The following is a 25,380-nucleotide window of genomic DNA, read 5'->3' on the forward strand; positions in this document are numbered from 1 at the left end:
TTAGAACTTTTGCCTATTTATCGGTCTATGTGAATACGCACATTCGCTCGCTAGACAGCCACCTCACCAGGTTGGCGCAAGCAGATGAGCACACGTCAAACTGCCACGTAGAGGTTGTCTTTGCTCATGAAATTCAATGCCCCCCGGATGGTGCTTTTGGCCCTGTTCGCCTTCGCGGCAGTGGGCTCGGCCTCAGCAACACAGATCAACCCCAAAGCGCCGGCCTTGGCCCAGCAACTGACAGCCGTTGAGCCAGCCACGCAGTCGGCTGGCAATCCTTGGTCAAGCCTGGCCGACATCGCCGATCAGCAGTCGGCGCCATTGCTGGCCCATGACGACCGTTACTGGCACGACGGCCGTTGGCACGATCGCCGCGATGAGTGGCGACGCGACAACTGGCGCCGGGATCAATGGCGTAGGGAGCAGGCGCGCCGTGAAGCCAAACGCCATCGTGATTGGGAGCGCCACCACGAACGGGTAATGCGCCACCGCTACGAAGAGCATCACCGTTACTATCGCCGCTAACACCGTGCACGCCTGAGCCTGAGTGCTCAGGCCGCCAGCACCCTGAGCACAATCATCCCGGCCAGGCCGAGCAAACACAGCACACCCATGCCATAACTGACCGTACGCCATGGCTGCACGCCCGCTAGATAAGTGACGGTGTGCAAGACCCTGGCGACGGTAAACAACCCGCTCAAGTACTGGCTCATCACTCCGGGCGCATCAACGGCAACCGCCAGCCCACCCAGCGCAATGAACAGTGGGATGCTTTCAAGGTCATTGCTCCAGGCTTTCGCGCCGCGTCTGACTTGGGGGCATTCTTCGAATTCGGCCGAGCGCCGGAAAACAGCAGCATCTTCGGGGTTTGTGAAGATCTTGCAGCGCAACCGAAAATAGCCTTGATAGCACGAGATCGCGAGCATCTTGAGCAGCAGAACCACCACACAGATGGCATACACAGACAGCACACTGTTCATTGCCTGCCCCTGGCGCAAAAGCCCCGAACCACGATATACAACAGCGGCCCTGCTGAAACGAACACGATCGTGACCAGCACGTACGGCAGCACCCCGCGCAGAGGCTGCCCTCGGGCGCGGGTGTCGTTGACCATCCAGAGACAGGCAAGCCCGGCCATCAAGTACAGATCGATGACCACTTGGGCAGTGTCGGGCCTGGCCATCAGCTCAAGGCCGAAGGCGATCAGCGACTGATCGGCAATCAGCATGCTCCAGCCGGTGTACAACGTGAAAGCCAACAGCAGCGGTAAAGCGATATAGGGCGCGCGCATGTGCTTCTCCTGGTGAGTTGCACGCAACCCTAGTGGTAGACTTGCTCGCCGCTCAATGACCTGACAGGTCATGGACTCGCTACACAAGGACCGTCAGAGTGCACCCATGAGCCCTTCCCACTCCCTCACGACTCATCCGCTTACCGCCACAGCGGCGGGTGAGCACCTGCGGCGCCTGCGCCGTCAAGCCAGGCTGAGCCAGCTCGAACTGTCGCTGATTACTGGCATTTCCCAGCGTCACCTCAGCTGCGTCGAAACCGGCCGCGCCAAGCCCAGCCCGAGCACGCTGCATGCTTTGCTGTCAGCCCTCGACGCGCCACTGGAACAACGCAATGAGATATTTCTCGCGGCAGGTTTTGCCCCGCGCTACATGGCCTCGACACCCGACGCGCCAGCGATGGCAATGGTGCATGACGCGATCGAGCACATCCTGCAGGCCAACAACCCGGCACCGGCGTTGGTGATCGCCAGCAACTGGGACATCACCGCTGCCAATGCCAGTGCCGGCTTGCTCCTGGCAATGCTCGGCGTCCAGACGACCCAGCCCTCCGGCCTGAATCTGCTCGACACGCTGCTGCGCCCCGGTGGCCTGGGCGACCACCTGGTCAATGCCGATGAGATACGCGCAATTGCCTGGCAACGCGCGGCCCGGGAAGCCTTCAGCAATCCTGAGTTGGCTGAGCTGTTGCGCAAGCTGCCTGGGCCAACCGATCTGCCGCTGAGCCCGGCACTCTCCCCGGTGGTGTTGACCCGAGTGCGCAGCGGGCAAAGCGAGCTCAATTTCCTGTCGACCTTTACCACTTTCGGCATGCCGCTGGACATCAGCGTGGCGTCGCTGCGTATCGAACATCTGATCCCTGCCGACCGGCAAACCTGGCAGGTGATGACGGCGGCGTACGCGCAGTGGTCGGCGGCGGCAGGTTAGCCGCAGCCCAAGGTCATTCGCTCGGCTGGCGCTTGGCGTTTTTCTTGACGATGGCTTTCAACCGCACAGCCGCTCGCTGCACGGTGGCCATCTTTTCCGGGCGTTTCATTGCACGCCATTTGCGGATCTCGTCCCGGCTTCGACCACAGCTCACGCACAGCTCGCTGTTGAGCTGGCACAGCGAGACGCAGGGGTTGTCGATGTCTTTGGCCATGGGCTTGCTCCTGAGCGGGCGCAGATCATACCTCAAGCGCGTTGCTGCGGGGGCTGTCGCCCCTCATCGCAGGACACGTCACAGCGATGAGGGCGACTGGTGGTCAGCCATGGCACTGCGACGTCAAGAACTTCTGACCCCCAGCATCCCGCGCTCGACGATGAAATCGATCACCGCCTGCAACCCCTCGCCCTTCTTCAGGTTACTGAAGGTCCAAGGCCGCTGCGGGCGCATGCGCTGGGTATCACGCTCCATCACTTCCAACGAAGCGCCAACATAGGGCGCCAGGTCGGTCTTGTTGATTACCAGGAAGTCCGACTTGGTAATCCCCGGGCCACCTTTACGTGGGATCTTCTCACCCTCGGCAACGTCGATCACGTAGATGGTCAGGTCGGCCAGCTCCGGGCTGAAGGTGGCACTGAGGTTGTCACCGCCGCTCTCGACGAAGATCACCTCAAGGTTGCCGAACTTGCGCGCCAAGGCCTCCACTGCGGCCAGGTTCATCGAGGCATCCTCGCGAATCGCGGTGTGCGGGCAGCCGCCGGTCTCTACCCCGACGATACGCTCAGGCTCAAGGGCACCGGCCTCGGTAAGAATGCGCTGATCTTCCTTGGTGTAGATGTCATTGGTCACCACGGCGATCTGGTAGTGATCGCGCATGGCCTTGCACAGCGCTTCGAGCAGCGCGGTCTTGCCGGATCCTACCGGGCCGCCGACACCGACGCGCAGGGGTTGCTGATAGCTTTGCATGAAGGCAGTCCTCAAGAACGGAACAAACGGGTGTATTGGGTTTCATGTCGCGACGAGGCAATTGCCAGCAGCGGCAAGCCGCCACCGAGTTGCTCGTCGCTCAGGCTCAAGGCCTGGTCGAGCACTGCGGGCAGCGCTTCACCGAGGTCGCGCAGCAGGGTCTGGGCGGCCTGCTGGCCGAACGGCACCAGCTTGACCCCAGCCATCACCGCCCCTTCCAGCCAGGCAAAGCCCAGGCCCAGGGCTAGCTGGCGTAACGGGATCGACCAGTGCACGGCCAGCCAGGCCATACCGCCCAGCTGGCTAAGCTCAAGGCTCGCTCGCCAGGCCGGGTCTTGGCCCAGCTGCCAGCCGTCGAGCATCCGCGCCAGGGCATATCCGCGCTGGCGCTCCTCAAGGCGCAGCTCGGCGGTCTCGCGGTTGGCCAGCAAGAACTGGCTCCAGCGCCCGAAGGCTTGGGCGTCATTGGCCAGGCAGGCATGGTACAGGCGCGCCAGCAGCGGCCAGTCGAGGTAGCCGAGGGTGTCGTGCAACTGCTCTCGCTGCCAGTCACAGAAGCTGGCAATGTTGCTCACCCAGCCAGCCTCGACCGCCCACTCCAGCCCTTGCGAATAGGTAAAGCCGCCCACCGGCAAGCCGGGGCTGGCCAGCTGCAGCAGGCGCAGCAGCGCCAGGTCGCTGCTCATCAACCGGCCACGACCAGCGCAGCGCCGGCCAGCAGGCCGCCGCCGAAGGCCTTCTGCAAGCCGCTATGGCGACGCAGCAGGCAACCTACGGCAAAGCCTGCCGCCAACAACAGGCCGCTGACGGTGACAAAGCCTGCACTGAACAGCCAGAACGCACTCGGGGTCGCTTCCACACCGTGCGCCCAGCCATGGAACAAGGCGAAGATCGGCATGGCCAACGCCAGCAACAGCTGCCGACCTGGCACCAGCAGCGCCGCGGCAGCCACCAGCAGGGAGCCGATGATCATGCTTTCCATCCCCAGCACATCACCGAACAGATGCCCCAGCACTGCGCCTGCGAACATCGCCGCCAAGGTCGCCAGCGGCAAGGCCAGGCTGCGCCGGGTCAGTGCCGCCAGCACGCCGGTACCCAGCAGCATCAGCAAGTGATCGAGGCCCGTCAGCGGATGCAGCAAGCCATCGTGCAGCGGGTTGCTGTCGTGGCCAGGGTGGGCGAAAGCCGGTACGGCGACCAGCAGTAACAACAGGGCAAGGCTTTTTTTCATTGATGTTTCCTCAGGAATGGGCAGGCAGGCGCACGAACGGATGATCGTTGCCATGGCTGTGGCTGTGGCTATGCGGCGCGCTCTGGTAGGCACCTGCTTCCGGTTCGAATGGCGCCTGCTCGGCGTCCACGCTCAGGCCAAGGCCGCGCACCATGTCATCGAGTACATAGTCATGCTGATAGCGCAGCAGCCCGGCTTCGATCTGCAGTGGCACATGGCGGTTACCCAGATGATAGGCAGCGCGAGCCAGCAGCAAAGGGTCGCTGCAGCGCACCGTGGATACCGCCTCTGGCGCGGCCACCACACGCACGACCTGGCTGCCGTCGGCGTCAGCGAGCAGCTCGCCACCGCGCAGCAGATGACCGCGTTCGAGCATCAGCCCGGCCTCGCGGCCATCGTCGAGGGTGACACGCAGGCGGCTCTTGATACGGCTGTCGACATCCAAGGTGACGCTAGCGGTCACCGTCGCGGCATCGGCGATGCGTCGGGTCAGGACAATCATGCTTGCTCCTTCAGAACAGAAAATAACGCTGGGCCAGCGGCAATTCGCGGGCCGGTTCGCAAACCAGCAACTCGCCGTCGGCGCGCACCTGGTAGGTTTGCGCATCGACTTCAATGACAGGCTGCAAGGTGTTGTGCAGCATGTGCGCCTTGCGCACCTGGCGACAGCCGTGGGCGACGCCGATCAGGCTGCGCAGGTTGAGCTCCTCGGCCAGGCCACGGTCAAGCGCCGCCTGGGGCAGGAAGGTCATGCGCGTGGCATGCCGGGCGGCGCCCATGGCGCCGAACATCGGCCGGTAATGCACGGGCTGCGGGGTGGGGATCGAGCCGTTGATATCGCCCATCGGCGCGGTGACGATCATCCCGCCTTTGATCACCAAGGCCGGCTTGACCGCAAAGAACGCCGGCGCCCACAGCACCAGGTCAGCCAGCTTGCCGACCTCGACCGAACCGACTTCATGGGCAATGCCATGGGTCAGCGCCGGGTTCATGGTGTACTTGGCGATGTAGCGCTTGACCCGGAAGTTGTCGCTGTAGTCGCTGTCTGGTGCCAGCGGGCCGCGGCGCAGCTTCATCTGGTGCGCCACCTGCCAGGTGCGCAGCACCACTTCACCGACCCGGCCCATGGCTTGGGAGTCGGACGAGGTCATGGCGAAGGCGCCCATGTCATGCAGGATGTCTTCGGCGGCAATCGTCTCGCGGCGGATGCGCGACTCGGCGAAGGCCACGTCTTCGGCGATGCTCGGGTCGAGGTGGTGGCAGACCATGAGCATGTCCAGGTGCTCATCGACCGTATTGACGGTGTAGGGCAAGGTCGGGTTGGTCGAGGACGGCAGCACGTTGGCCTGCCCCGCCGCACGAATGATATCGGGCGCATGCCCGCCACCGGCGCCTTCGGTGTGGAAGGTATGGATGGTGCGATCGCCAATCGCCGCCAAGGTGTCTTCGATGCAGCCCGACTCGTTGAGGGTGTCGGTGTGGATCGCCACCTGGATGTCCATCTCCTCGGCCACGCCCAGGCAACAGTCGATGGCCGCCGGAGTCGAGCCCCAGTCCTCATGCAATTTCAGGCCAACCGCACCTGCGGCAATCTGCTCGCGCAGCGCTTCGGGGCGCGAGGCGTTGCCCTTGCCCAACAGGCCGATATTGATCGGCAGGCAATCGGCCGCCTGCAGCATGCGCGCCAGGTACCACGGACCCGGCGTGCAGGTGGTGGCATTGGTGCCGGTCGCCGGCCCCGTGCCGCCACCGATGAAGGTGGTGACGCCACTGGTCAATGCCTCTTCGACCTGCTGCGGGCAGATGAAGTGAATATGCGAGTCGATGCCACCGGCGGTGACGATCTTGCCCTCGGCGGCAATCACCTCGGTGCCGGGCCCAACCGGCACCGTGACGCCGGGCTGCACATCCGGGTTGCCTGCCTTGCCGATCGCGGCGATGCGACCCTGCTTGACGCCGATGTCGGCCTTGACGATGCCCCAGTGGTCGATGATCAGCGCGTTGGTCAGCACCAGGTCCATCGCCTCGCCCGCCAGCATCTGGCCCTGGCCCATGCCATCGCGGATGACCTTGCCGCCGCCGAACTTGACCTCCTCGCCATAAATGGTGAAGTCCTTCTCCACTTCCACCCACAGCGCGGTGTCGGCCAGGCGCACCCGATCGCCCACGGTGGGGCCGAACATGTCGGCATAGGCCTGGCGGGATATTCGGCTCATAGCCTGCCCTCCAGCGCGCCCATCACCTTGCCCTGGAAGCCATACACCTCTCGCTTGCCAGCGTAGGCCACCAACTGCACGGTGCGCGCCTGGCCAGGTTCGAAGCGCACCGCGGTGCCGGCCGGTATGTCCAGGCGAAAGCCGAGGGTCGGCTCACGCTCGAACACCAGCGCGTCGTTGACTTCATAGAAGTGGTAGTGCGAACCGACCTGCACCGGTCGGTCGCCATGGTTGGCGACGCTGACGCTGACCGTGGCACGGCCTACATTGAGTTCGATATCGCCGGCGGCGACCTGGATTTCTCCGGGGATCATGCGGGGCTCCTTAGACGATAGGGTCGTGAACGGTGACGAGCTTGGTGCCGTCGGGAAAGGTCGCCTCGACCTGGACGTCGTGGATCATCTCGGGTACGCCGTCCATGACCTGGTCACGCCTGAGCACTTCACGCCCCAGGCTCATCAACTCGGCGACACTGCGCCCGTCCCGCGCGCCCTCCATCACTGCCGCGCTGATCAACGCCACCGCTTCCGGGTAGTTGAGCTTCAAGCCGCGGCCCAGACGGCGCTCGGCCAGCAGCGCGGCGGTGAACAACAGCAGTTTGTCTTTCTCTCTTGGGGTCAGCTCCACGGCGTCTCTCTCAGGTAGCCCAGATGCGCGGCGGGCATGGCGCCAGGCCGAGAACGGCCGGGCGCAGCACATGCCAGAGGCGCTGCAGGGTGTGTTGCAGATGTTGGTTGTCGTGATCGAGCAGGCGGATCACCAGTAACTGACCGAGCAGGGTCGCGCCTGCTGGGTTGGCGAGCTGCTCCAATTCGGCGCGGACCTGCTCGAGCAGGGCCTGGTCGGCCGGGGCCGCGCAGAAGGTCGCGAGCAATGGATGCTCGGCAACTTTTGCCAGGCGCCCGCCTTCGATGCGCAGGCGCTCGTGCAGGCCCGGATCATCCGCCAGCTCGATGCGCAGGCGGCTGTCCAGCGCACCTTGGCTGAAGCGCTCGTTCATCACCGGCCGGCCCAGGCACAGGGTCTCCCAGGCCAGCAGCCGGGCACCGGGTTCAAGGGTAAAGCGGCTATCGAGGCTGGCCCTGGCGCCGGAGAAGAAGATGCTGTCTTGTGGCAGCCACTCCAAGGTGCTGCCCGCCGCCAGGTGAAAGTGCTGCGTAAGCCGCGCGGTGGGCCCGATGCTGCGATAGAACTTGCTGGCTCCCGGCATGGTGAGCAGTGCATGACTGCCAGGTTCGAGCTGGATATCCAGCTCCAGGCGGTCACCCGCGACGATGCCCCCGGGCGGATGCAGGATGTACACATGGCACGGTGCACCTTCTGGGTAGAACGGGCGCTGCACCAAAAGAGGTCCAAAATGCTTGCGCGCACCAAGGCGGGTCACCCCATCGCGCTCGACGAAGCGCAACTGCAGGTGGGCGCTCCAACCCGCGTCCTGTTCGATTTTCTCTGGTTGTTCCGCCTGCAACATCCTGCGGCCCCTGCAAATCCGTGGCGCTATGGCCGGTTATGAGGGTCGGGGGTAGCAGCGAAGATGCTTTACCAGCCTGACCACTCGATCAAATTCGATGGCTGGATATAGCAGGTTGCGGGCCAACTACGCAGGTGAATGATTGTGAAACTGTTTGCGCAGATGCTCTGGCATCGAGCACCTGCGCCTTGGCGCACAATCGCAGGGCGATAGATTGCTCCGATACGGTGCCCGCGATGCGTCCATTCCTGTCCCCCCAGATGAAATAGAGAAACTTCCTACACCCTTTTGGGAAGGCAAAAATATCACTGAGAAATGCTTCTTCGTTAGTGTCGGGACTTGAGCCCGAGGCAGCCCATTTCCCTGCGTGGCTGTTAGCGCACAACCCGCGAATCTGCCCAATGGATGGCCGCTTCCCAGCAGACAAGGACTTCTCATGCCCCGCCAATCCGATCTTCGCTACAGCTTGCAAACCTTGGTCGGCGACGCCGCATTCGAGGTGGTCTCGTTCACCCTCGATGAAGCCCTGAGCACCCCGTTCAAGCTCAACCTGGAGCTGGTCAGCGCCGACGCCGACGTCGACTTTGCCCAGTTGCTCGACCAGCCTGTGCTGTTCACCATTTGGCACGGCCCACGCCCGGTGCGCTACGTGCACGGCCTGGTCAGCAGCTTCAGCCAGGGTGACAGCGGCTTCTCTCGCACCCGCTACCAGGCGCTGGTCGAACCGCAGCTGGCCCGCGCCAGCCTGCGCTCGAACTGGCGTATCTTCCAGCAAAAGACCGTGCCGCAAATCCTTGAACTGATGTTCCAGGCCCAGCGGCTGAGCAACGTCAGCCTGGTGGCCTGTTTCGACCATCAGGTTCGCGAATTCTGTGTCCAGGCCGGTGAAACCGACCTCGACTTCCTGTCCCGCCTGGCCGCCGAAGAAGGCTTTATCTACAGCTTCGAGCACAGCGCCACCGGCCATCAACTGATCATCACCGACCGCCTGCTGGAGATGGGCCTGATCAGCCGCAGCGTGATCAAGGCCGAAGACGACGATGAAGGCTTTGTCGATGACGTCGAAACGCCCGACGCCGACCCCATCGCCGTGCTCTACCAGCCCAACGGCGGCGGCGATCAGGCCAAACCCGCCCTGCACCGCTTTCGCTACAGCGAACAGGTGCGCAGCGCCCGCCAGGTGCAGCGCGACTACAGCTTCAAGCACCCCGCCTATCGCCAGGAGCATGCCGCCACTGCCAGCGACCTGCAGCACCAGTCCCCGGCCTACGAGCGCTTCGACTATCCCGGACGCTACAAGCGGGATGTGGTCGGCAAGCCGTTCACCCACAACCGCCTCACCGCCTTGCGCCACGATGCACGCATCGCCCAGGTCGAAGGCGACGATGTGCGCCTGCAACCGGGCTTGAGTTTCAACCTGATCGACCACCCGCGTGAAGACCTCAACGCCCACTGGCGGGTGATCGGCGTGCACCACGAGGGCTGCCAGTTCACCAGCCTGCAGCAAGAGGCGGTGGGCGCCGACCAGGGCACCCGCTACCTGCAACAGGCGACGCTGATTCCCGGGCGCATCGAGTGGAAACCCGCCCTGCTGCCCAAGCCGCATATCGACGGCCCGCACATGGCCACCGTGGTCGGCCCGGCCAACGAGCAGATCTATTGCGATGAATGGGGCCGGGTCAAGGTCAGCTTCCCCTGGGACCGCGACAGCCAGGAAAATGAGTTCAGCTCGTGCTGGGTGCGCGTCTCGCAAGGCTGGGCCGGCGGCAGCTGGGGCGCGATGGCCATCCCACGGATCGGCCAGGAAGTGATCATCCACTACGTCAATGCCGACCCCGACCAGCCGCTGATCACCGGCCGCACCTACTGCGCCAACCAGCTACCGCCGTACGAGCTGCCCAAGCACAAGACGCGCATGACCATCAAAAGCCAGACCCACAAGGGCCAAGGTTTCAATGAGCTGCGTTTCGAGGATGAGCTGGGGCATGAGGAGGTGTTCATTCATGCGCAGAGGGATCAGAACAACCACGTCAAGCACAACCAAACTACCTTCGTCGGCAACGACCGCAGCGAACGGGTCGAGCATGACGAAACGGTCTCGATTGGCAATGACCGCCGCGAAGACGTTGGCCGCGATGAGTCCGTCAGCATTGGCCAAAACCGCCTGCATGAAATCAGCAATGACGACAGCCTGACCATCGGCCGCACGCAGACCATTGTCACCGGCCAGGATCGGATCGAAACGGTCGGCAATCACCGCCAGGACAAAACCACCGCCAATCACTCGGTGGAAATTGGCGGCCATCTGCAGCAACAGGTGGCCGGCCATGTCGAGCTACGTGCAGGCCAAGCGATCAAGCAGCAGACCCAGGTGTTTGACATTGAAGTCGCCGACAGCCTGACCATCAAGAGCCCAGGCGGATTGCTTCGACTCGATGGCGCCGGCATTACCCTCGAGGGCGTGGCCATCACTATCAAAGGCCCGGTGGCGCAAAACGCTACCGGCAGCAGCAACGCGTTTGCCATCGACGGCGCGCCAGTGGTAGGCGAGCCGATATGCGTCAGTTGCCTGCTCAAAGCCATCCAAGAGGGCCGTAGCGTAGTGCGCATGGAAGGAGCCGGCCAATGAATGATGCTTTCAGAGACGCCCTGTTCACGCCTTTGCGCGAGTCTTCGCAGTATCGCCTGGCCGCGATCGTCGAGCTCGGTCGGCTCAGCGAACAAGGGCGAGAACGGCTCGCGAGCAAATGCCCAGGCAGGCTGTGGTCGCTTTTGCAGCAGAGCGATTTCAAAAACCTGCTATCGGTGTCCCCCTGCCTGTGTGTGCCGCGCGAGGGCGCCAGCCTGGAAGGCCAGTGGGACTTTTTCTGGATGCTCAATGAACTTGCCATGCAAGGCATCTGTGGCTGGATCGTCAGCAAACTGCCGGCCGCAGCGTTGCTTGAGCACCTCGGCCAAGCCAACATCGTGCGGGCTGCCGATGGCCATCGCTACCTGCTGCGCTATCACACCGAACACAGCCTGAAAGTGCTGCATGCACGCCGGGATCTGCCAGACATCGCGCACTGGCTGGCACCTATCCATAGCTGGTGGGTGCCCTATCCAGATCATCAAAAACAATCCTGGCAGTGCCTGAGCGGAGGTGACCTGCCTGCCGGCAAGCGCCTGTCTGGCCTGGCGCTTGACCAGGCGTGCTGGCATGCACTCAGCGGTGAACCGCTTAGCCAGCGCCTTGCCGAGCAACTCAAAAGCACACTGGCCGCCAGCGGTATGCCTGCCCGTTGTCACGGCGTGCGCCTTGGGCTTGCCCAACACCATCTTGCTCAAGCGCGCGCCGCCGGCCTGACCCGGCAAGCGGACTTGATCACCTATGTCAATTGCATGGCTATCCACGAGAGCACCTTGAAAACCTGCGCTGCATGGCAGCACGCCTTGGATCAAGCCCTTGCCAATACCCGCCTGCTCGCCGACGCCCTGGCCCAGGCGGACATTCAATCGCTGCTGTAAGGACGCTCAGATGATCGCTTGGCAAGACTTCCTCGAGCTCAACCGCAAATCCTGCGAAGAACTCAGCGAGCAGTTCGACCTCGGCCCCGCCGTCAGTTGCACCCGCACCTTCACCATCCTGCCGCTGCGCTACGCCGTGGTTGGCGGCAACCCCGGCCAGCGCAAGCGCTTGCCCGATCTGGCCGAGCACCTGCGCCAGCCCCAGCAAGTCGCCGCGCTCAAGCATGCAGCCTATGCCATACGCCCTTTGCGCGAAGGGTTCCTGTACGTGATGGAACAGCGCACCAGCACTGGCCGCGCTACCCTGCACCGGCCCTATCGGATTGCCGCCAACGGCTCGTTGTCACTCACCGAGCCCGACGCGCCCTGGGAGCCACCGCCAGCCCTCGGCGTTCAGGACGTACTGCGCAACATCGCCTGGGCCTTCAACGTGCACGACCTGGACGATCTGCAATCGCTGCGCGTGTTTTACAGCCCCGACCCGCTGACCGTAGCCGCCCAGCAACAATTGCTGCGCCGGCGGCACAGCCTGCCCGCCGTGAACATCGGCCGCTTCACCGGCGCAGCCTGCCCGACGCCCGAACCGCATGTGCTGACCCATGACCAGCTCGAACAAGTCGCCGACTTTGCCGCCGAGTACGATCCGCAGCTGCGCACCTTGCTCCAGCGCCAACTGTTCAGTACACCCAGCGTCCTCTCCCTGGCCGGCGTCCGGCAGATGCTCAGGCCCATGGCAGACCCGCTCAAGCCACGCGGGGTTGCCCTGGTGGTCGAAGATGCCATCGGTATCACCCAAGAGCTCAATGCCTGGCGCAACGCCGGCCTTGAACACCTCAAGGACTGGCTGCAGACCACCGAGCCGGCCGGCCCCGACGGCAAGCCCGGGCCGAGCAACGAGCGCAAGACCCTGGTCGCCCAAGCCTTCACCGAGCTGCACCAGCAGTTCAGCGAACGCAAGGTCGCCGCGCTCATGGGCCGGCACGCCGAAACCTTGCGCGTGCAGCTCAAAGACAGCGATCAAGCCTTGCTGCCAGGGATGAACCGCGAAGGCTGGAATCAGTTCAAGGACAGCCTCATCGATATCAATAGCGAGCTGGTGCGCCAAGACCTGCAAGCCCGCGCCGAGCAAGGCGAGTTCGCCAAACAGTTCGAGCAACGCTACCTGCCCCGGGTCAACCTGGGCGGTATGCGCGTACAGCTTGGCTGGTTCCGCCAGGAGAGCGAAGAAGCGCAACGACTGGCCGAGGCACGCGCCGACGACCATCTGGTCTGGCTGCTCAGCCCCACGTTGCTGGAGGCATTGGCCTACTACGACGACAACGACCTCAACAGTGGGCTGTGCTTCGCTCACCAGAGCGGCTTGTGCGTCATCGGCATGGAAGCGGTACCGGCCGGCGCGCGCCTGTTGGCCCAGTGGTGGCAAGCCGAAGAAATGACCCCAGCCAACCTGGCGCTGCGCTCGTTCGTGTTCAACCAGCGCGACATCGCCCAGGTGCTGGAACAAACCCGGCTGAAGCTCGCCAACCTGCACGCGCCCGCCGACCCGTGGCAGATGCTCGACACCACGCTCAAGCAGGCCAAGGAACTGGCTGCCCAGTTCAGCCGCGTCGATGGCCACCTCGATCAGCTTGCCGAGCACAGCCAGATCAACACCGCTGGCGCCCTGGCATGGCTGGGCCAGCTGGGGCGAGAAAGCCTGCAGGCGGGCATGCCCAACAGCAGCGACCACCGGCTGCATCGACGCTTGACTACCTACCTGGTGGCCTCGTTGGGTGAACAGGCGCTGAACTTGCGCCTGGCCGAACACGCCCTGGATGGCCGCGCCCCCTCCCCCGGACGCGTCGCCGCCCCGATCGTGCGCCGCCTGGAGCAAGCCTATGTCGACAGTGTGCGGGGCGCGCAGAGCAATGCGTTCTACCGATTGCGCGTCGCCAGTGGGTTGTTGCTGCTTGAGGCGAGCCTGCTGTTGCTGCAGGGGCAGCGGGACAACAAGGACCGGCGGTTCTGGAGTGAAGTGGCAGCCGCGGGGTTGACCAGTGCGGCGGCGGGCATGGAGTTACTCGCGGTGGGGACCGAACAGGCGCTGGCCACTGTAGGCCAGGGCTCGGCAGCGGCGCGGGGCGCGCAAGTCAGCCTGGGGCGCTTTCGCTTGTGGGGAGCGGGGATGGCGGCTGCGGGAGGGATTGTTAGCATTTATTGGGATTTTGCTGATGCGAAAACAAAAATTGACCAAGCAGAGCGAGCAGGAAATCACGCAACCAGTCTGGGGGTAGCTTACTCCGCCAGAGCAATGGCAACAGGTGCACTCGTGATGGGCCAAGGAGGAGTCGCTTTTTCGCAAGCGGGCATGTATTTCGAATGGTTAGCCCTACGTGGCAATAATAACCCTGGCTCTGTATTTATTCGACTTTCTTCACTATCTAATCGACTTGCCGCAAACCGAGCAATCATGTTGCTGCTTAGCCGCCTCGGCTGGATTGGCGGATCAATAGCACTGGGCGCAACCACTTATTTACTGATAATGGATGATGACGCCTTGGAGCAGTGGTGCGAAAAATGTTGCTTTAGTCTAAATCCAACAGCGAAGCGCTATAACTCCGACGCAGACGAAATGGTGGACTTCTTAAAATCCGTCACCGAGGTTTTGTAATGTACTTTTTTGAATGGGGATCATGGGAAGCCGCCCTCGAGCCAGATGCGGATAAGAATGAAGATGCGCGAACTCGCAGGCTGCGCAAAAAAATCACACCTTATGAAAATGAACAAGCAGAAGAAGAGGCTGCAGCAAAGTTAAGCGTAAGTGAAACGCCAAAAAGCCGAGGCCCCGTTTACGCCTTCGACAACCGTATCCTAGAAATACGCAGCGGAATGTTTGAGGAAAAACGCGGATTGATTAGTATTTTATCAGCCACAGTAATTTATATCATTGCCAATTGCTTTGCCGGCATAATTAGCGGTGCAACATGGACCATAGAGCACTTTCATAGCAAAGGCACCTTCGCAAGTGAATATCTCTTCATAAGTGCATGGTTTACCCTACTAGCATTGCCTACAACCTGGTTCTATTTAAAATACGGCCTTCGCTTCACCCGACTGGAAATGTTCACCTCGCGCCACCTGTTGATTCGCTTCAACCGTACGACCCAACAGGTCTATCTTCATCGACCGCCTCACTGTGGCGGTATCGTGGTTCTGCCGTGGGAAGGAGTCGCTTCAAGCGGGTCCGCCAACAAGTACGCCATTGCTGACGGCGTGGGCGTGCCGCTAGCGCTCCACTGGTCAGCCCGGGTCACAGGCACTCTGCACCCCGAACTGGCCTGGGTCGGCAAATCAGCAAACCATCAAGGAGAAATCCGCGACGAGTGGGAGTTCATCCGCCGCTTCATGGACGAAGGCCCCGAAGGATTGCCCCGCCCGCGCATCACTTCGCACTTCCCCTGGCCATGGCAAGCGTTCACCCCGCAGTTCGAAGGCGTCACGCACTATTTCCGCAATGCCTCGAAGCTGATCAAGGTCGGCCTGGTCCTGATCTCCCCCGCTTTCTTGATCATCGGAACCGGCCACTGGCTCAGTCTGCTGCTGTGCTGGAAACCGCGCTGGCCCAAGATCATTCGCCAGGCCGGTATGCCAGGCAAACCCGTTCCACCGTTGACGACACTTGCCGACTATCCACCCCACATTCAGCAGCGCCTACGAGAAAACGCTCACCTTTGGACGGCACACCCTGGGCAGCGCCCGGAGAAGAAACCGCGAGGGCCCTCCAAACGCCGGAGCACCGACACCAAGCCTGCTTCGAGGGCTAAGCCATGATTGCCTCGAGAAATTTCCTTCTTCATTTTTCGGGCTACGTATTGAAACACTATTGCGACAGATGTTGCATCACTCTCAAACACGGACCATCTGACTTCTTAAACGCCATAAGCGAGGCTTTGTGATGTATTTTTTTGAATGGGGCGTTTGGGAGGCTTCACTCATACCAGAAGAAGAACGTAAAAAAGATGTGAAAACGCAAAGGTTACGCAAAAAAATCTGCACTTATGAAAGCGATGAACAAGAAGGAATGGCCGCTGCAAAACTTAGAGCCAGTGAAACCCCAAAAAGTCGCGGCCCCGTTTACGTATTCAACAACCGCATCCTTGAGATTCGCAGCGGCATGTTTGAAGAAAAACGGGGACTCATCAGCATTGTGTCCGCCACAATTATTTTTTTAATAATCAACGGCTTCATTGGCATTACTGCAGGTACAATTTGGACCATAGATTACTATTACAGTGAGGGTGCTATCGCAACTGGGTACCTGTGGATGGCCACGTGGCTCACCATACTTACACTACCCACAACTTGGTTTTATCTGAAATACTGCCTACGTTTCACCCAACTCGAGATGTTCACTTCCCGTCACCTATTGATCCGTTTCAACCGTATCACTCAACAGGTGTATCTACATCGCCCAAGCTACTGTGGCGGGATCGTCACGCTGCCGTGGGAAGGGGTGACTTCAAGTGGTTCCGCTGACAAGTATGCAGTGGCAGGCGGTATAGGTGTCCCCCTTGCCCTCTGTTGGTCTCCCCCGTTTACCGGGACGCTACGCACAGAAGTTGCCTGGGTCGGCAAATCAGCAAACCATCAAGGCGAAATCCGCGACGAGTGGGAGTTCATCCGCCGCTTCATGGACGAAGGCCCCGAAGGACTACCCCGACCACGCATCACCTCGCACTTCCCCTGGCCATGGCAAGCGTTCACCCCGCAGTTCGAAGGCGTCACGCACTATTTCCGCAATGCCTCGAAGCTGATCAAGGTCGGCCTGGTCCTGATCTCCCCCGCTTTCTTGATCATCGGCACCGGCCACTGGCTCAGCCTGCTGCTGTGCTGGAAACCGCGCTGGCCCAAGATCATTCGCCAAGCAGGTATGCCAGGCAAGCCTGTACCGCCGTTGACGACCCTTGCCGACTATCCACCGCACATTCAGCAGCGCCTCCGAGAAAACGCCCACCTTTGGGCTGTACGCCCAGGTCAACGCCCGGAGAAGAAACCGCGCAAGGTCTCTCGTATTCGCAAAGCCGACCCTAAGCCTTCGTAACCAGCAACCAGACGCAAAACTCGGCACCCCTACATAATTAGGAGCAATAATCGATGAGCACGCAAAACACCAAGCAGGATGCGCTGGGCGCTGGCCTACTCATAAATTTCCAAGACGCCAAGGCCACCCGCGAGAGCACCCCGCCACCCACAATCAAATCCCGCCCCGAAGCACACGCCCCGCTCTATGCCGCCGACCCTCAATTTCAATTACGTGGCGCCTTCAGCAATCAGATGATCGATGCAGCAATGCCGTTGTTTGGCTTGGCGATGCGTCTGCAAACGCTGGACGGCCACAGCGATATTGCACAGCTGTACAAACAGGTTCACAACCAGATCAACCAAATCCTGGAGGAAATGCGCCAACACGCGTATGAGCCGACCCAGTTGCTGGCCTATTCGTACTCGCTGTGCCTGTATCTTGACGAGACCGTGATGCGGACGGACTGGGGCAAGAACTCCAGCTGGAGCCAACAGCCCTTGCTGAGCGACTTTCATCAGGAAACCTGGGGCGGGGAGAAGTTCTTTACCGTGCTGTCGCGCATGATGCAGGAGCCACGACGCTTTCAGGACGTACTGGAGTTCATGTACATGTGTTTGTGCATGGGCCTTATGGGCAAATACGCTATCGAACCCAAGGGTGACGAGGCTGTTCAAGCACTGATCGTCAAGTTGCACGCGATCATCCGCGAGCTCCGGGGCCCGACACCCGAGTTCTTTGCAGACTCATCGCACAATGTTGCACCGCGCAATTTTCGCATGCAGCGCCAGTGGCCATGGTGGAGCCCTTTGCTGATCAGCGCTATGGCCCTGGCCGCGCTGTACGGCTTCTACAGCTATCGCTTGCAGATGATTACCGATGAAGTACTGCAATCGCTCAACGGCATTCTGCAGTAGGCGTTGAACGCAACCGGCTAAGGCGAGCACGAACTGCGCTAAAGTAACGGCTCGCCAATGACCAAGGACGTCCCATGCACCTCGCCCCCGCTATCCCGATCCTGCGCATCTTCTCGGTCGACAAGGCCAAGGAGTTCTACCTCGACTTCCTCGGTTTTCAACTCGACTGGGAGCACCGTTTCTCGCCGGACCTGCCGCTGTACGCGCAGATCCACCGCGATGGCCTGATCCTGCACCTTTCCGAGCACCACGGCGATGCCTCGCCCGGCGCCACCATTTTTGCCCGGGTGGAAGATCTGCGAGCGTTGGAGCGCGAGTTGCAGGCCAAGCAATATGGCTATTCGCGCCCCGAGGCTGAGCCCGTCGACTGGGGCTTGCAGATGCAGATCTGGGATCCTTTCGGCAATCGCCTGCGCTTCTGCCAGCAGATCGACGACAGCGCTCAATGAAGGCCTTGAGCAAACGCGACCTGGCCCGCCTGGAGCGTGAGCTGGTGGTTTGCCTGACCGAAGCCTGCGAGATCGCCAAAAGCGAGATCGTCGGCTTCACCTGGCTCACCCACCGCCTTGCGCCAGACAACTTTCCTGCCAGCCTGCGCATCACCTGGGTATTCGAACAAGAAGCCGACAAGGACGCCGCCGTGGCAGGAGCTGCCAAGGCGCGCATGCTCGAGCTGACTGCCCAGGCCCTGAGCGAGGCTGGCGTGCACCTGGATCATGTCGCCTGGCACGTGCGTTTCGACAGCGAGCAAGCGTGCCAGCACAGCCATGCGGGCAACTGGGATCGACGTTTGCTGGGGCGCTGAGCGGCGCTATTGGTGCTCGACGAGCCGAACACTCATCTCGACCTGCTTTCGCTGCACGCGCTGGAACTGATGCTCGGCCAGTTTCGCGGGGCAATGCGGGTGGTTGCGCATGACCTGGCCTTTATCGAACGCTTGCAGCCAACCGGCAATCTGCGGCTGTGACTGAGCGGCGAATCTATGACTGGGCGTTTCCGATCTGCGGCGGATGTATTATCGTGGCGAGGTGCGCAAATAACAGCAGCCTGAGCGATCGGGCATCTGCAAGACAAACGAGGGTGTCATGAGTAACGAGATTAACTGGGACAAGCTTGGCTTCGACTACATCAAGACCGACAAGCGCTACCTGTCCGTGTTTCGCGATGGCGAGTGGGACAAGGGCACCCTGACCGAAGACAACGTGCTGCACATCAGCGAAGGCTCGACTGCTCTGCACTATGGCCAGCAATGCTTCGAAGGCATGAAGGCCTACCGTTGCAAGGATGGCTCGATCAACCTGTTCCGCCCCGACCAGAACGCCCTGCGCATGCAGCGCAGCTGCGACCGCCTGCTGATGCCGCGCGTGCCGACCGAACAGTTCATCGAAGCCTGCAAGCAGGTGGTCAAGGCCAACGAGCGCTTCGTTCCGCCGCACGGCAAAGGTGCCCTGTACCTGCGTCCGTTCGTGATTGGCGTGGGTGACAACATCGGTGTGCGCACCGCACCGGAGTTCATTTTCTCGATCTTCGCCATTCCGGTCGGCTCGTACTTCAAAGGCGGCATGACCCCGCACAAGTTCCTGATCTCCGACTTCGACCGCGCCGCGCCGCAAGGCACTGGCGCGGCCAAGGTCGGTGGCAACTACGCCGCCAGCCTGCAGCCTGGCTACGAAGCCAAGAAAGCCGGCTTCGCCGACTGCATCTACCTCGACCCGCTGACTCACAGCAAGATCGAGGAAGTCGGTTCGGCGAACTTCTTTGGCATTACCGCCAACAACGAATTCGTGACGCCCAAGTCGGCCTCGGTCCTGCCAGGTATCACCCGCCTTTCGCTGATGGAACTGGCCGAATCGCGCCTGGGCCTGAAAGTGATCGAGGGCGACGTAGAGATCAACAACCTGGAGCGCTTCGTCGAGGCTGGCGCCTGCGGCACCGCTGCGGTGATTACCCCGATCGGGGGTATTCAGTACAACGGCAAGCTGCATGTGTTCCACAGCGAGACTGAAGTCGGTCCGGTGACCACCAAGCTGTACAACGAGCTGACCGGCATCCAGAGCGGTGATGTCGAAGCGCCGGCAGGTTGGATCGTCAAGGTCGACTGAGACTTCGCGATACAGTGAACGATGGGGCATGCCAGCGCTGGCATGCCCCATTTTTTTGTGGTGGCGGTGCTGCCCTCATCGCGGGGCAAGCCCGCTCCCACGAATGCTCCTGCAACCTCCGTGGGAGCGGGCTTGCCCCGCGATGAGGCCATTACCATCACCACAGAACCCGAAAGCCTCCTATCAGTCGCGCAGATGAATTTTTCTTAAATCGCCGTTTGTCTATTCTTTGGCACAATCAAGTCTCCATTCGCCGCCCAGGAACCAGCATGACCCGCGTACTGACCATCGAAGACGACGCCGTCACCGCCCAGGAAATCGTCGCTGAACTGTCCAGCCACGGCCTTGAGGTGGACTGGGCCGATAACGGCCGGGAAGGCTTGTCCAAGGCCATTGCCGGTGGCTATGACCTGATCACCCTCGACCGCATGCTGCCCGAGGTCGATGGCCTGACCATCGTCACAACCTTGCGCAACCTCAAGATCGCCACGCCGATCCTGATGATCAGCGCCCTGTCCGATGTCGACGAACGCGTGCGCGGCCTGCGCGCTGGCGGCGATGACTACCTGACCAAGCCATTCGCCTCCGACGAGATGGCCGCCCGGGTCGAAGTGCTGCTACGGCGCAACAGCGTGCCCATGACCCAGACCCGCCTGCAGGTCGCCGACCTTGAGCTGGACCTGATCAGCCACGAAGCACGCCGCGGCGAACAGACCCTGAACCTGCTGCCTACCGAGTACAAGCTGCTGGAATACCTGATGCGCCATTCCGGCCAGGTGATCACTCGGATGATGATCTTCGAGGAGGTCTGGGGCTATCACTTCGACCCCGGCACCAACCTTATCGATGTACACATTGGGCGTTTGCGCAAGAAGATCGACTCGCCCGGCCAGTCGCCGCTGATCCGTACCGTACGGGGCTCGGGCTATGCCATTGCTGAACCCGTCTAAGGGCTGGAGCTCCTCGACCAGCCGCCTGTTGGCGCTGTACAGCTTTCTGTTCGTGGCCTGGAGCAGCATCCTCATGGGGGTGCTGTACTTCGAGGTCTCCAGCTACCTGAACAAACTCACCCGCCACTCGATGCTGCAGCGCCAGCACTTGTTCGCCCACATGAGCGGCAAGCAGCTGGACGATGCACTGATTGCCAGCCAGGCCTTCGAAGAGCGTAGCTTTGACGCCTACGGGCTGTTCGACGCCCAGCTCAATCCGATTGGCGGGCGGATCCGCAGCATACCGCCGGAGTTGGGGCTGGACGGCAAGATCCATGAGCTCAAGCGTTGCCTGGACGCAGATGACCCACACATGCTCAGCGATAGCTGCGATGCCGTGGCGATCAAGGTTCAGGATGGCCGCTGGCTGGTGCTGCTACGCGATAACGGCTCGTTGTTCGTGGTCACCCGGATCATCCTCGATGCCCTGCTCTGGGGCATCTCGCTGACCCTGATCCCAGGTTTCGCTGGCTGGTATTTGCTGCGCCGACGCCCGCTCAAACGTATCCGCGCGGTGCAGGCCAGCGCCGAGTTGATCGTCGCCGGCGACCTGACCCACCGCCTGCCGCTGTCGGCACGCCGCGATGAGCTGGACATGCTCGCTGCCATCGTCAACGCCATGCTCGATCGCATCGAGCGGCTGATGCACGAGGTCAAGGGTGTGTGCGACAACATTGCCCATGATCTGCGCACACCGCTGACCCGCCTGCGCGCACAGCTTTACCGGATTCGACAGCAAAGTGGCGATGATTCGCCGCAGGCCGAGGCGCTGGACCAGGCCATTGGTGAAACCGACACGCTGATGGCGCGTTTTCGCGGCTTGCTGCGCATCAGCGAGTTGGAAGACCGCCAGCGCCGGGCCGGGTTCGTCGAACTCGATCCGCATGCGCTGTTAGTCGAGCTGCATGATTTCTACCTGCCGCTGGCCGAGGATGGCAGCATTCGCCTGAGCTTGGAGCAGCCGGCGCAGTTGGCGGCGTTGCACGGTGATCGCGAACTGCTGTTCGAGGCGTTGGCCAATTTGGTGGGTAATGGCATCAAGTTCACCCCAGAGGGCGGCCAGGTGAGGATCGTCGCCCGGCAGGATGCCGAGGGCGTACATATTGCTATCGAGGACAGTGGCCCGGGGATTCCCGAGCAGGAGCGAGCTGCGGTGTTGAAGCGGTTTTATCGCAGTGACGAAGGTCACCGGCATCCGGGGTTTGGGCTGGGATTGTCGATCGTGGCGGCGATCGTGGATTTGCATGGGTTTAGGTTGGAGGTTGGCGAGAGTGAACTAGGCGGGGCAAGGTTGGTGCTGCACTGCCCGCTGGCCAGTTGACGCCTGGGGCCGCTCTGCGACCCTTCGCGGGCAAGCCCGCTCCCACAAGGACTGCGCCGCCCTTAGGCATGCGCGGTCCCTGTGGGAGCGGGCTTGCCCGCGAAGGGTCGCAAAGCGGCCCCAAAATGCCAGATCAGTCAGCCAGACGCCAGGTAGTCGCGCCCTTGCTGTCCTCCAGCACCACGCCCATGGCCGTGATCTGGTCACGAATCCGATCAGACTCCGCCCAGTTCTTGTCAGCACGTGCCTGCAGACGCGCCTGAATCAACGCCTCCACTTGCGCTGCATCGACCTTGCCTTCGGCACCGGCACGCAGGAAGTCATCCGCCTCCAGCTGCAACACCCCCAGCACATCGCCCAGCTCACGCAGACGACCGGCCAGGCCAGCGGCGGCCTGCGGATCGCTGTCGCGCAGGCGGTTGATTTCGCGCACCAAGTCGAACAGCACCGCACAGGCTTCCGGCGTACCGAAGTCGTCGTTCATCGCCACGCTGAAGCGCTCGACGAACTCTTCACCACCAGCCGCGGCCACCCGCGGCAAGCCGCGTAGCGCGTGGTAGAAGCGTTCCAGCGCGCCCTTGGCATCGCGCAGACTGTCTTCGGAGTAGTTGATCGCACTGCGGTAGTGGCTGGCCACCAGCAGGTAGCGCACCACTTCCGGGTGGTACTTCTCGAGCACGTCGCGGATGGTGAAGAAGTTGTTCAACGACTTGGACATCTTCTCGCCGTTGATACGGATCATGCCGCAGTGCATCCAGGCGTTGGCATACTGCTTGCCGGTGGCCGCTTCGCTCTGGGCGATCTCGTTCTCGTGATGCGGGAACTCCAGGTCGCTGCCGCCACCGTGGATGTCGAAGCTCTCGCCCAGGCAGCAGGTGGACATCACCGAGCACTCGATGTGCCAGCCTGGACGACCCGGGCCCCATGGCGACTCCCAGCTCGGCTCGCCGGGCTTGACGCCCTTCCACAGGACGAAGTCGAGCGGGTCTTGCTTGGCCTCGTCGACTTCGATGCGCGCGCCAATGCGCAGGTCTTCGATCTTCTTGCGCGACAGCTTGCCGTAACCGACGAACTTGCCGACCCGGTAGTACACGTCGCCGTTACCCGGCGCGTAGGCATAGCCCTTGTCGATCAGGGTCTGGATCATGGCGTGCATGCCGGCGATGTGGTCGGTGGCACGCGGCTCTTGATCGGGCGGCAAGATGTTCAGGCGGCGCTCATCTTCGTGCATCGCGTCGATCATGCGGGCGGTCAGCGCATCGAACGTCTCGCCGTTCTCGTTGGCGCGGTTGATGATCTTGTCGTCGATGTCGGTGATGTTGCGCACGTAGGTCAGGTCATAGCCGCTTTTACGCAGCCAACGGGTGACCAGGTCGAACGCCACCATGCTGCGGCCGTGGCCCAGGTGGCAGTAGTCGTAGACGGTCATGCCGCAGACGTACATGCGCACCTTGTTGCCATCGAGCGGCTTGAAGGCTTCCTTGGTCTTGCTCAGCGTGTTGTAGATGTTAAGCACGGCGATTCCTTAGCTACCCCAGGAGTCACGCAGGGTGACGGTGCGGTTGAACACCGGGCGGCCCGGCTGGGTGTCTTTCAGGTCGGCGCAGAAGTAGCCTTCGCGCTCGAACTGGAAACGGTCTTCAGGCTGGGCGTTGCCCAGGGAAGGTTCCGCACGACAACCGGTCAGCACCTGCAGCGAGTCTGGATTGATGTTGTCCAGGAAGCTGCCGCCCTCCTCGGTCTTCTCCGGGTTGGCCGAGCGGAACAGGCGATCGTACAGGCGTACTTCGCATTCGACGCTGGTGGCGGCCGGCACCCAGTGGATCACGCCCTTGACCTTGCGCCCCTCGGGGTTCTTGCCCAGGGTGTCGGGGTCGTACGAGCAGCGCAGTTCGACGATGTTGCCTGCTGCGTCCTTGATCGCCTCGTCGGCGCGTATCACATAGCTGCCGCGCAGGCGCACTTCACCGTTTGGCTCAAGGCGCTTGTAGCCTTTTGGCGGCTCTTCCATGAAGTCGTCACGGTCGATGTACAGCTCACGGGCGAACGGCAGTACGCGCACGCCCATGTCTTCTTTGGGGTGACGTGGCAGCTCGAGGTTTTCCACCTGGCCTTCTGGATAGTTGCTGATCACCACCTTCAGCGGACGCAGCACGCACATGGCGCGTGGCGCATTGCGGTCGAGGTCGTCACGGATGCTGAACTCGAGCATGTTCATGTCGACCACGCCGTCGGAGCGGTTGGTGCCGATCATTTCGCAGAAGTTGCGGATCGATGCCGGGGTGTAGCCGCGACGGCGGAAGCCCGACAGAGTCGACATGCGCGGGTCGTCCCAGCCATGCACGTGCTGCTCGTCGACCAGCTGTTTGAGCTTGCGCTTGGAGGTAATGGTGTAGTTCAGGTTCAACCGGCTGAATTCGTACTGGCGCGGATGGGCCGGCACCGGCAGGTTGTCCAGGAACCAGTCGTACAGTGGACGATGACCTTCGAACTCCAGGGTGCAGATCGAGTGGGTGATGCCCTCGATCGCGTCCGACTGGCCGTGGGTGAAGTCATAGTTGGGGTAGATGCACCACTTGTCACCGGTCTGGTGGTGGTGGGCATGGCGGATGCGGTAGAGGATCGGGTCGCGCAGGTTCATGTTCGGCGAGGCCATGTCGATCTTGGCCCGCAGCACCCGCTCGCCGTCCTTGAACTCGCCGGCCTTCATGCGCGCGAACAGGTCGAGGTTTTCCTCGACGCTACGCTCGCGGAACGGGCTGTTCTTGCCAGGCTCGGTCAGGTTGCCCCGGTACTCCTTGGCCTGCTCAGGCGTCAGGTCGCAGACATAGGCGTTACCCGCCTTGATCAGCGCTACGGCCCAGTCGTGCAATTGGTCGAAATACTGCGAGGCGTAACGCACCGGACCTGCCCACTCGAAGCCCAGCCACTTGACATCATCCTGGATGGCGTCGATGTATTCCTGGTCTTCCTTGGCCGGGTTGGTGTCATCGAAACGCAGGTGGCAGACGCCGCCGAACTCTTTGGCCAGGCCAAAGTTGACGCAAATCGACTTGGCATGGCCGATGTGCAGGTAGCCGTTAGGCTCCGGCGGGAAGCGGGTGACGATTTGCGTGTGCTTGCCCGAGTCCAGGTCGGCCTGGACGATCGGCCGCAGGAAGTTCGCAGGGACGGCGGGAGCGCCTTTGGCAGCGGCGTTGGGCGCGTTGTCGGCAGTGGGCTTGCTCATAGGATCCTTGAATGCACGTATTCGGCCTGGGTAGGCCTATTGAATCAAAGGGCCTATCATAGCCGAAGCAGTCAAGCTGCTGACAGCCGGACACCGACAAAGTGGCACGATTTATCGCAGTGTTTATCGCGACGGTGTAGCGTAATCCGGCAAAATGG

General features: G+C 61.8%; 27 protein-coding genes. 14 read left to right on the forward strand and 13 right to left on the reverse strand.

The annotated features are described in order from the left end of the window. Positions 1–126 precede the first annotated feature (126 nt). Positions 127–525 carry a hypothetical protein gene (locus HU737_RS10845; protein WP_186557001.1) on the forward strand — a complete coding sequence of 133 codons (399 nt, stop codon included), beginning with the start codon at positions 127–129 and terminating at the stop codon, positions 523–525. 26 nt (positions 526–551) lie between these two features. On the opposite strand, the gene HU737_RS10850 is transcribed toward HU737_RS10845, so the two are convergent. Both HU737_RS10850 and HU737_RS10855 read right to left on the reverse strand, forming a co-directional pair. Next, entirely contained in the window at positions 552–980 is a 429-nt protein-coding gene (locus HU737_RS10850; RefSeq protein WP_186556999.1) for an MAPEG family protein, read from the reverse strand. Beyond that, positions 977–1,291: a DUF2834 domain-containing protein gene (locus HU737_RS10855; RefSeq protein ID WP_186556997.1), complete on the reverse strand. Its 315-nt coding sequence runs from the start codon at positions 1,289–1,291 to the stop codon at positions 977–979. Before HU737_RS10855 ends, HU737_RS10850 begins: the two co-directional genes overlap by 4 nt. Positions 1,292–1,397: 106 nt before the next feature. Here HU737_RS10855 and HU737_RS10860 point away from each other — a divergent pair, with 106 nt between their 5' ends. Then, a complete protein-coding gene (locus tag HU737_RS10860; RefSeq protein WP_186556995.1) occupies positions 1,398–2,216 on the forward strand; it encodes an MmyB family transcriptional regulator in 819 nt (272 codons plus the stop codon). 13 nt (positions 2,217–2,229) lie between these two features. On the opposite strand, the gene HU737_RS10865 is transcribed toward HU737_RS10860, so the two are convergent. The 9 genes from HU737_RS10865 to HU737_RS10905 form a co-directional block, all read right to left on the reverse strand. Then, positions 2,230–2,430, reverse strand: coding sequence for a DUF1289 domain-containing protein (locus tag HU737_RS10865; RefSeq protein WP_186556994.1), 201 nt, complete (start codon positions 2,428–2,430; stop codon positions 2,230–2,232). Between the two features lie 123 nt (positions 2,431–2,553). Beyond that, positions 2,554–3,180 (reverse strand): urease accessory protein UreG, encoded by a 627-nt coding sequence (gene ureG / locus HU737_RS10870; protein ID WP_186556992.1) that lies wholly within the window; start codon positions 3,178–3,180, stop codon positions 2,554–2,556. Positions 3,181–3,191: 11 nt separating this feature from the next. After that, positions 3,192–3,866: an urease accessory protein UreF gene (locus tag HU737_RS10875; protein WP_186556990.1), complete on the reverse strand. Its 675-nt coding sequence runs from the start codon at positions 3,864–3,866 to the stop codon at positions 3,192–3,194. Beyond that, complete coding sequence (locus HU737_RS10880; RefSeq protein WP_186556988.1) at positions 3,866–4,411, reverse strand: HupE/UreJ family protein; 546 nt, start codon at positions 4,409–4,411, stop codon at positions 3,866–3,868. The genes HU737_RS10875 and HU737_RS10880 overlap by 1 nt, the downstream gene beginning before the upstream one ends. A gap of 10 nt (positions 4,412–4,421) precedes the next feature. Then, positions 4,422–4,913 carry an urease accessory protein UreE gene (ureE, locus tag HU737_RS10885; RefSeq protein WP_186556986.1) on the reverse strand — a complete coding sequence of 164 codons (492 nt, stop codon included), beginning with the start codon at positions 4,911–4,913 and terminating at the stop codon, positions 4,422–4,424. Positions 4,914–4,923: 10 nt separating this feature from the next. Then, positions 4,924–6,627 (reverse strand): urease subunit alpha, encoded by a 1,704-nt coding sequence (ureC, locus tag HU737_RS10890; RefSeq protein ID WP_186556984.1) that lies wholly within the window; start codon positions 6,625–6,627, stop codon positions 4,924–4,926. Further along, on the reverse strand, positions 6,624–6,941 hold the full coding sequence (locus tag HU737_RS10895) for an urease subunit beta (protein ID WP_186556982.1): 318 nt from the start codon (positions 6,939–6,941) through the stop codon (positions 6,624–6,626). Before HU737_RS10895 ends, ureC begins: the two co-directional genes overlap by 4 nt. 10 nt (positions 6,942–6,951) lie before the next feature. Then, positions 6,952–7,254 carry an urease subunit gamma gene (locus HU737_RS10900; protein WP_186556975.1) on the reverse strand — a complete coding sequence of 101 codons (303 nt, stop codon included), beginning with the start codon at positions 7,252–7,254 and terminating at the stop codon, positions 6,952–6,954. A 10-nt stretch (positions 7,255–7,264) separates the two neighbouring features. Next, on the reverse strand, positions 7,265–8,098 hold the full coding sequence (locus HU737_RS10905) for an urease accessory protein UreD (protein WP_186556973.1): 834 nt from the start codon (positions 8,096–8,098) through the stop codon (positions 7,265–7,267). Positions 8,099–8,534: 436 nt separating this feature from the next. Between HU737_RS10905 and HU737_RS10910 the strand changes: the two genes are divergently transcribed. The 12 genes from HU737_RS10910 to HU737_RS10965 all read left to right on the forward strand — a co-directional run bounded on the left by HU737_RS10910 (position 8,535) and on the right by HU737_RS10965 (position 21,993). Beyond that, a complete protein-coding gene (locus tag HU737_RS10910; protein WP_217838528.1) occupies positions 8,535–10,727 on the forward strand; it encodes a type VI secretion system Vgr family protein in 2,193 nt (730 codons plus the stop codon). After that, positions 10,724–11,605, forward strand: coding sequence for a DUF4123 domain-containing protein (locus tag HU737_RS10915; RefSeq protein WP_186555275.1), 882 nt, complete (start codon positions 10,724–10,726; stop codon positions 11,603–11,605). The genes HU737_RS10910 and HU737_RS10915 overlap by 4 nt, the downstream gene beginning before the upstream one ends. 10 nt (positions 11,606–11,615) lie before the next feature. After that, positions 11,616–14,255, forward strand: a complete 2,640-nt coding sequence (locus HU737_RS10920) for a T6SS effector BTH_I2691 family protein (RefSeq protein ID WP_186555274.1) — start codon at positions 11,616–11,618, stop codon at positions 14,253–14,255. Beyond that, on the forward strand, positions 14,255–15,415 hold the full coding sequence (locus tag HU737_RS10925; RefSeq protein ID WP_186555273.1) for a DUF6708 domain-containing protein: 1,161 nt from the start codon (positions 14,255–14,257) through the stop codon (positions 15,413–15,415). Before HU737_RS10920 ends, HU737_RS10925 begins: the two co-directional genes overlap by 1 nt. A 124-nt stretch (positions 15,416–15,539) precedes the next feature. Next, entirely contained in the window at positions 15,540–16,685 is a 1,146-nt protein-coding gene (locus tag HU737_RS10930; RefSeq protein WP_186555272.1) for a DUF6708 domain-containing protein, read from the forward strand. Positions 16,686–16,738: 53 nt separating this feature from the next. Continuing rightward, positions 16,739–17,581 (forward strand): type IVB secretion system protein IcmH/DotU, encoded by an 843-nt coding sequence (gene icmH / locus HU737_RS10935; protein WP_186555271.1) that lies wholly within the window; start codon positions 16,739–16,741, stop codon positions 17,579–17,581. Between the two features lie 74 nt (positions 17,582–17,655). Next, entirely contained in the window at positions 17,656–18,030 is a 375-nt protein-coding gene (locus HU737_RS10940) for a glyoxalase superfamily protein (RefSeq protein WP_186555270.1), read from the forward strand. Further along, positions 18,027–18,386 carry a hypothetical protein gene (locus tag HU737_RS10945; RefSeq protein ID WP_186555269.1) on the forward strand — a complete coding sequence of 120 codons (360 nt, stop codon included), beginning with the start codon at positions 18,027–18,029 and terminating at the stop codon, positions 18,384–18,386. Before HU737_RS10940 ends, HU737_RS10945 begins: the two co-directional genes overlap by 4 nt. 12 nt (positions 18,387–18,398) lie before the next feature. Next, positions 18,399–18,548 (forward strand): P-loop NTPase family protein, encoded by a 150-nt coding sequence (locus HU737_RS10950; protein ID WP_186555268.1) that lies wholly within the window; start codon positions 18,399–18,401, stop codon positions 18,546–18,548. Positions 18,549–18,666: 118 nt separating this feature from the next. Beyond that, positions 18,667–19,683, forward strand: coding sequence for a branched-chain amino acid aminotransferase (locus HU737_RS10955; protein ID WP_186555267.1), 1,017 nt, complete (start codon positions 18,667–18,669; stop codon positions 19,681–19,683). Between the two features lie 269 nt (positions 19,684–19,952). Then, on the forward strand, positions 19,953–20,633 hold the full coding sequence (locus tag HU737_RS10960; RefSeq protein WP_186555266.1) for a response regulator transcription factor: 681 nt from the start codon (positions 19,953–19,955) through the stop codon (positions 20,631–20,633). Then, a complete protein-coding gene (locus HU737_RS10965; RefSeq protein WP_186555265.1) occupies positions 20,611–21,993 on the forward strand; it encodes a sensor histidine kinase in 1,383 nt (460 codons plus the stop codon). Before HU737_RS10960 ends, HU737_RS10965 begins: the two co-directional genes overlap by 23 nt. 133 nt (positions 21,994–22,126) lie before the next feature. Here the strand turns inward: HU737_RS10965 and cysS are convergent, their stop codons facing one another. Both cysS and HU737_RS10975 read right to left on the reverse strand, forming a co-directional pair. After that, positions 22,127–23,509, reverse strand: coding sequence for a cysteine--tRNA ligase (cysS, locus tag HU737_RS10970; protein WP_186555264.1), 1,383 nt, complete (start codon positions 23,507–23,509; stop codon positions 22,127–22,129). A 9-nt stretch (positions 23,510–23,518) separates the two neighbouring features. Then, the gene (locus HU737_RS10975; protein ID WP_186555263.1) at positions 23,519–25,222 is read right to left on the reverse strand and encodes a glutamine--tRNA ligase/YqeY domain fusion protein; all 1,704 of its coding nucleotides are present in this window, start codon (positions 25,220–25,222) and stop codon (positions 23,519–23,521) included. Positions 25,223–25,380: the final 158 nt, after the last annotated feature.

This window comes from Pseudomonas urmiensis, from assembly GCF_014268815.2.
Lineage (GTDB): Bacteria > Pseudomonadota > Gammaproteobacteria > Pseudomonadales > Pseudomonadaceae > Aquipseudomonas > Aquipseudomonas urmiensis.

Excerpts from the sequence above, each read along its gene's own strand:
- HU737_RS10875 (WP_186556990.1), bottom strand. The coding sequence starts at position 3,866 with ATGAGCAGCGACCTGGCGCTGCTGCGCCTGCTGCAGCTGGCCAGCCCC.
- HU737_RS10855 (WP_186556997.1), bottom strand. The coding sequence starts at position 1,291 with ATGCGCGCGCCCTATATCGCTTTACCGCTGCTGTTGGCTTTCACGTTG.
- HU737_RS10955 (WP_186555267.1), top strand. The coding sequence starts at position 18,667 with ATGAGTAACGAGATTAACTGGGACAAGCTTGGCTTCGACTACATCAAG.
- HU737_RS10845 (WP_186557001.1), top strand. The coding sequence starts at position 127 with ATGAAATTCAATGCCCCCCGGATGGTGCTTTTGGCCCTGTTCGCCTTC.
- HU737_RS10865 (WP_186556994.1), bottom strand. The coding sequence starts at position 2,430 with ATGGCCAAAGACATCGACAACCCCTGCGTCTCGCTGTGCCAGCTCAAC.
- icmH (WP_186555271.1), top strand. The coding sequence starts at position 16,739 with ATGAGCACGCAAAACACCAAGCAGGATGCGCTGGGCGCTGGCCTACTC.
- HU737_RS10910 (WP_217838528.1), top strand. The coding sequence starts at position 8,535 with ATGCCCCGCCAATCCGATCTTCGCTACAGCTTGCAAACCTTGGTCGGC.
- ureC (WP_186556984.1), bottom strand. The coding sequence starts at position 6,627 with ATGAGCCGAATATCCCGCCAGGCCTATGCCGACATGTTCGGCCCCACC.
- HU737_RS10895 (WP_186556982.1), bottom strand. The coding sequence starts at position 6,941 with ATGATCCCCGGAGAAATCCAGGTCGCCGCCGGCGATATCGAACTCAAT.
- HU737_RS10975 (WP_186555263.1), bottom strand. The coding sequence starts at position 25,222 with ATGAGCAAGCCCACTGCCGACAACGCGCCCAACGCCGCTGCCAAAGGC.
- HU737_RS10940 (WP_186555270.1), top strand. The coding sequence starts at position 17,656 with ATGCACCTCGCCCCCGCTATCCCGATCCTGCGCATCTTCTCGGTCGAC.
- HU737_RS10905 (WP_186556973.1), bottom strand. The coding sequence starts at position 8,098 with ATGTTGCAGGCGGAACAACCAGAGAAAATCGAACAGGACGCGGGTTGG.
- HU737_RS10850 (WP_186556999.1), bottom strand. The coding sequence starts at position 980 with ATGAACAGTGTGCTGTCTGTGTATGCCATCTGTGTGGTGGTTCTGCTG.
- ureE (WP_186556986.1), bottom strand. The coding sequence starts at position 4,913 with ATGATTGTCCTGACCCGACGCATCGCCGATGCCGCGACGGTGACCGCT.
- HU737_RS10880 (WP_186556988.1), bottom strand. The coding sequence starts at position 4,411 with ATGAAAAAAAGCCTTGCCCTGTTGTTACTGCTGGTCGCCGTACCGGCT.
- HU737_RS10915 (WP_186555275.1), top strand. The coding sequence starts at position 10,724 with ATGAATGATGCTTTCAGAGACGCCCTGTTCACGCCTTTGCGCGAGTCT.
- HU737_RS10965 (WP_186555265.1), top strand. The coding sequence starts at position 20,611 with ATGCCATTGCTGAACCCGTCTAAGGGCTGGAGCTCCTCGACCAGCCGC.
- HU737_RS10925 (WP_186555273.1), top strand. The coding sequence starts at position 14,255 with ATGTACTTTTTTGAATGGGGATCATGGGAAGCCGCCCTCGAGCCAGAT.
- HU737_RS10860 (WP_186556995.1), top strand. The coding sequence starts at position 1,398 with ATGAGCCCTTCCCACTCCCTCACGACTCATCCGCTTACCGCCACAGCG.
- HU737_RS10920 (WP_186555274.1), top strand. The coding sequence starts at position 11,616 with ATGATCGCTTGGCAAGACTTCCTCGAGCTCAACCGCAAATCCTGCGAA.
- HU737_RS10960 (WP_186555266.1), top strand. The coding sequence starts at position 19,953 with ATGACCCGCGTACTGACCATCGAAGACGACGCCGTCACCGCCCAGGAA.
- HU737_RS10930 (WP_186555272.1), top strand. The coding sequence starts at position 15,540 with ATGTATTTTTTTGAATGGGGCGTTTGGGAGGCTTCACTCATACCAGAA.
- ureG (WP_186556992.1), bottom strand. The coding sequence starts at position 3,180 with ATGCAAAGCTATCAGCAACCCCTGCGCGTCGGTGTCGGCGGCCCGGTA.
- HU737_RS10945 (WP_186555269.1), top strand. The coding sequence starts at position 18,027 with ATGAAGGCCTTGAGCAAACGCGACCTGGCCCGCCTGGAGCGTGAGCTG.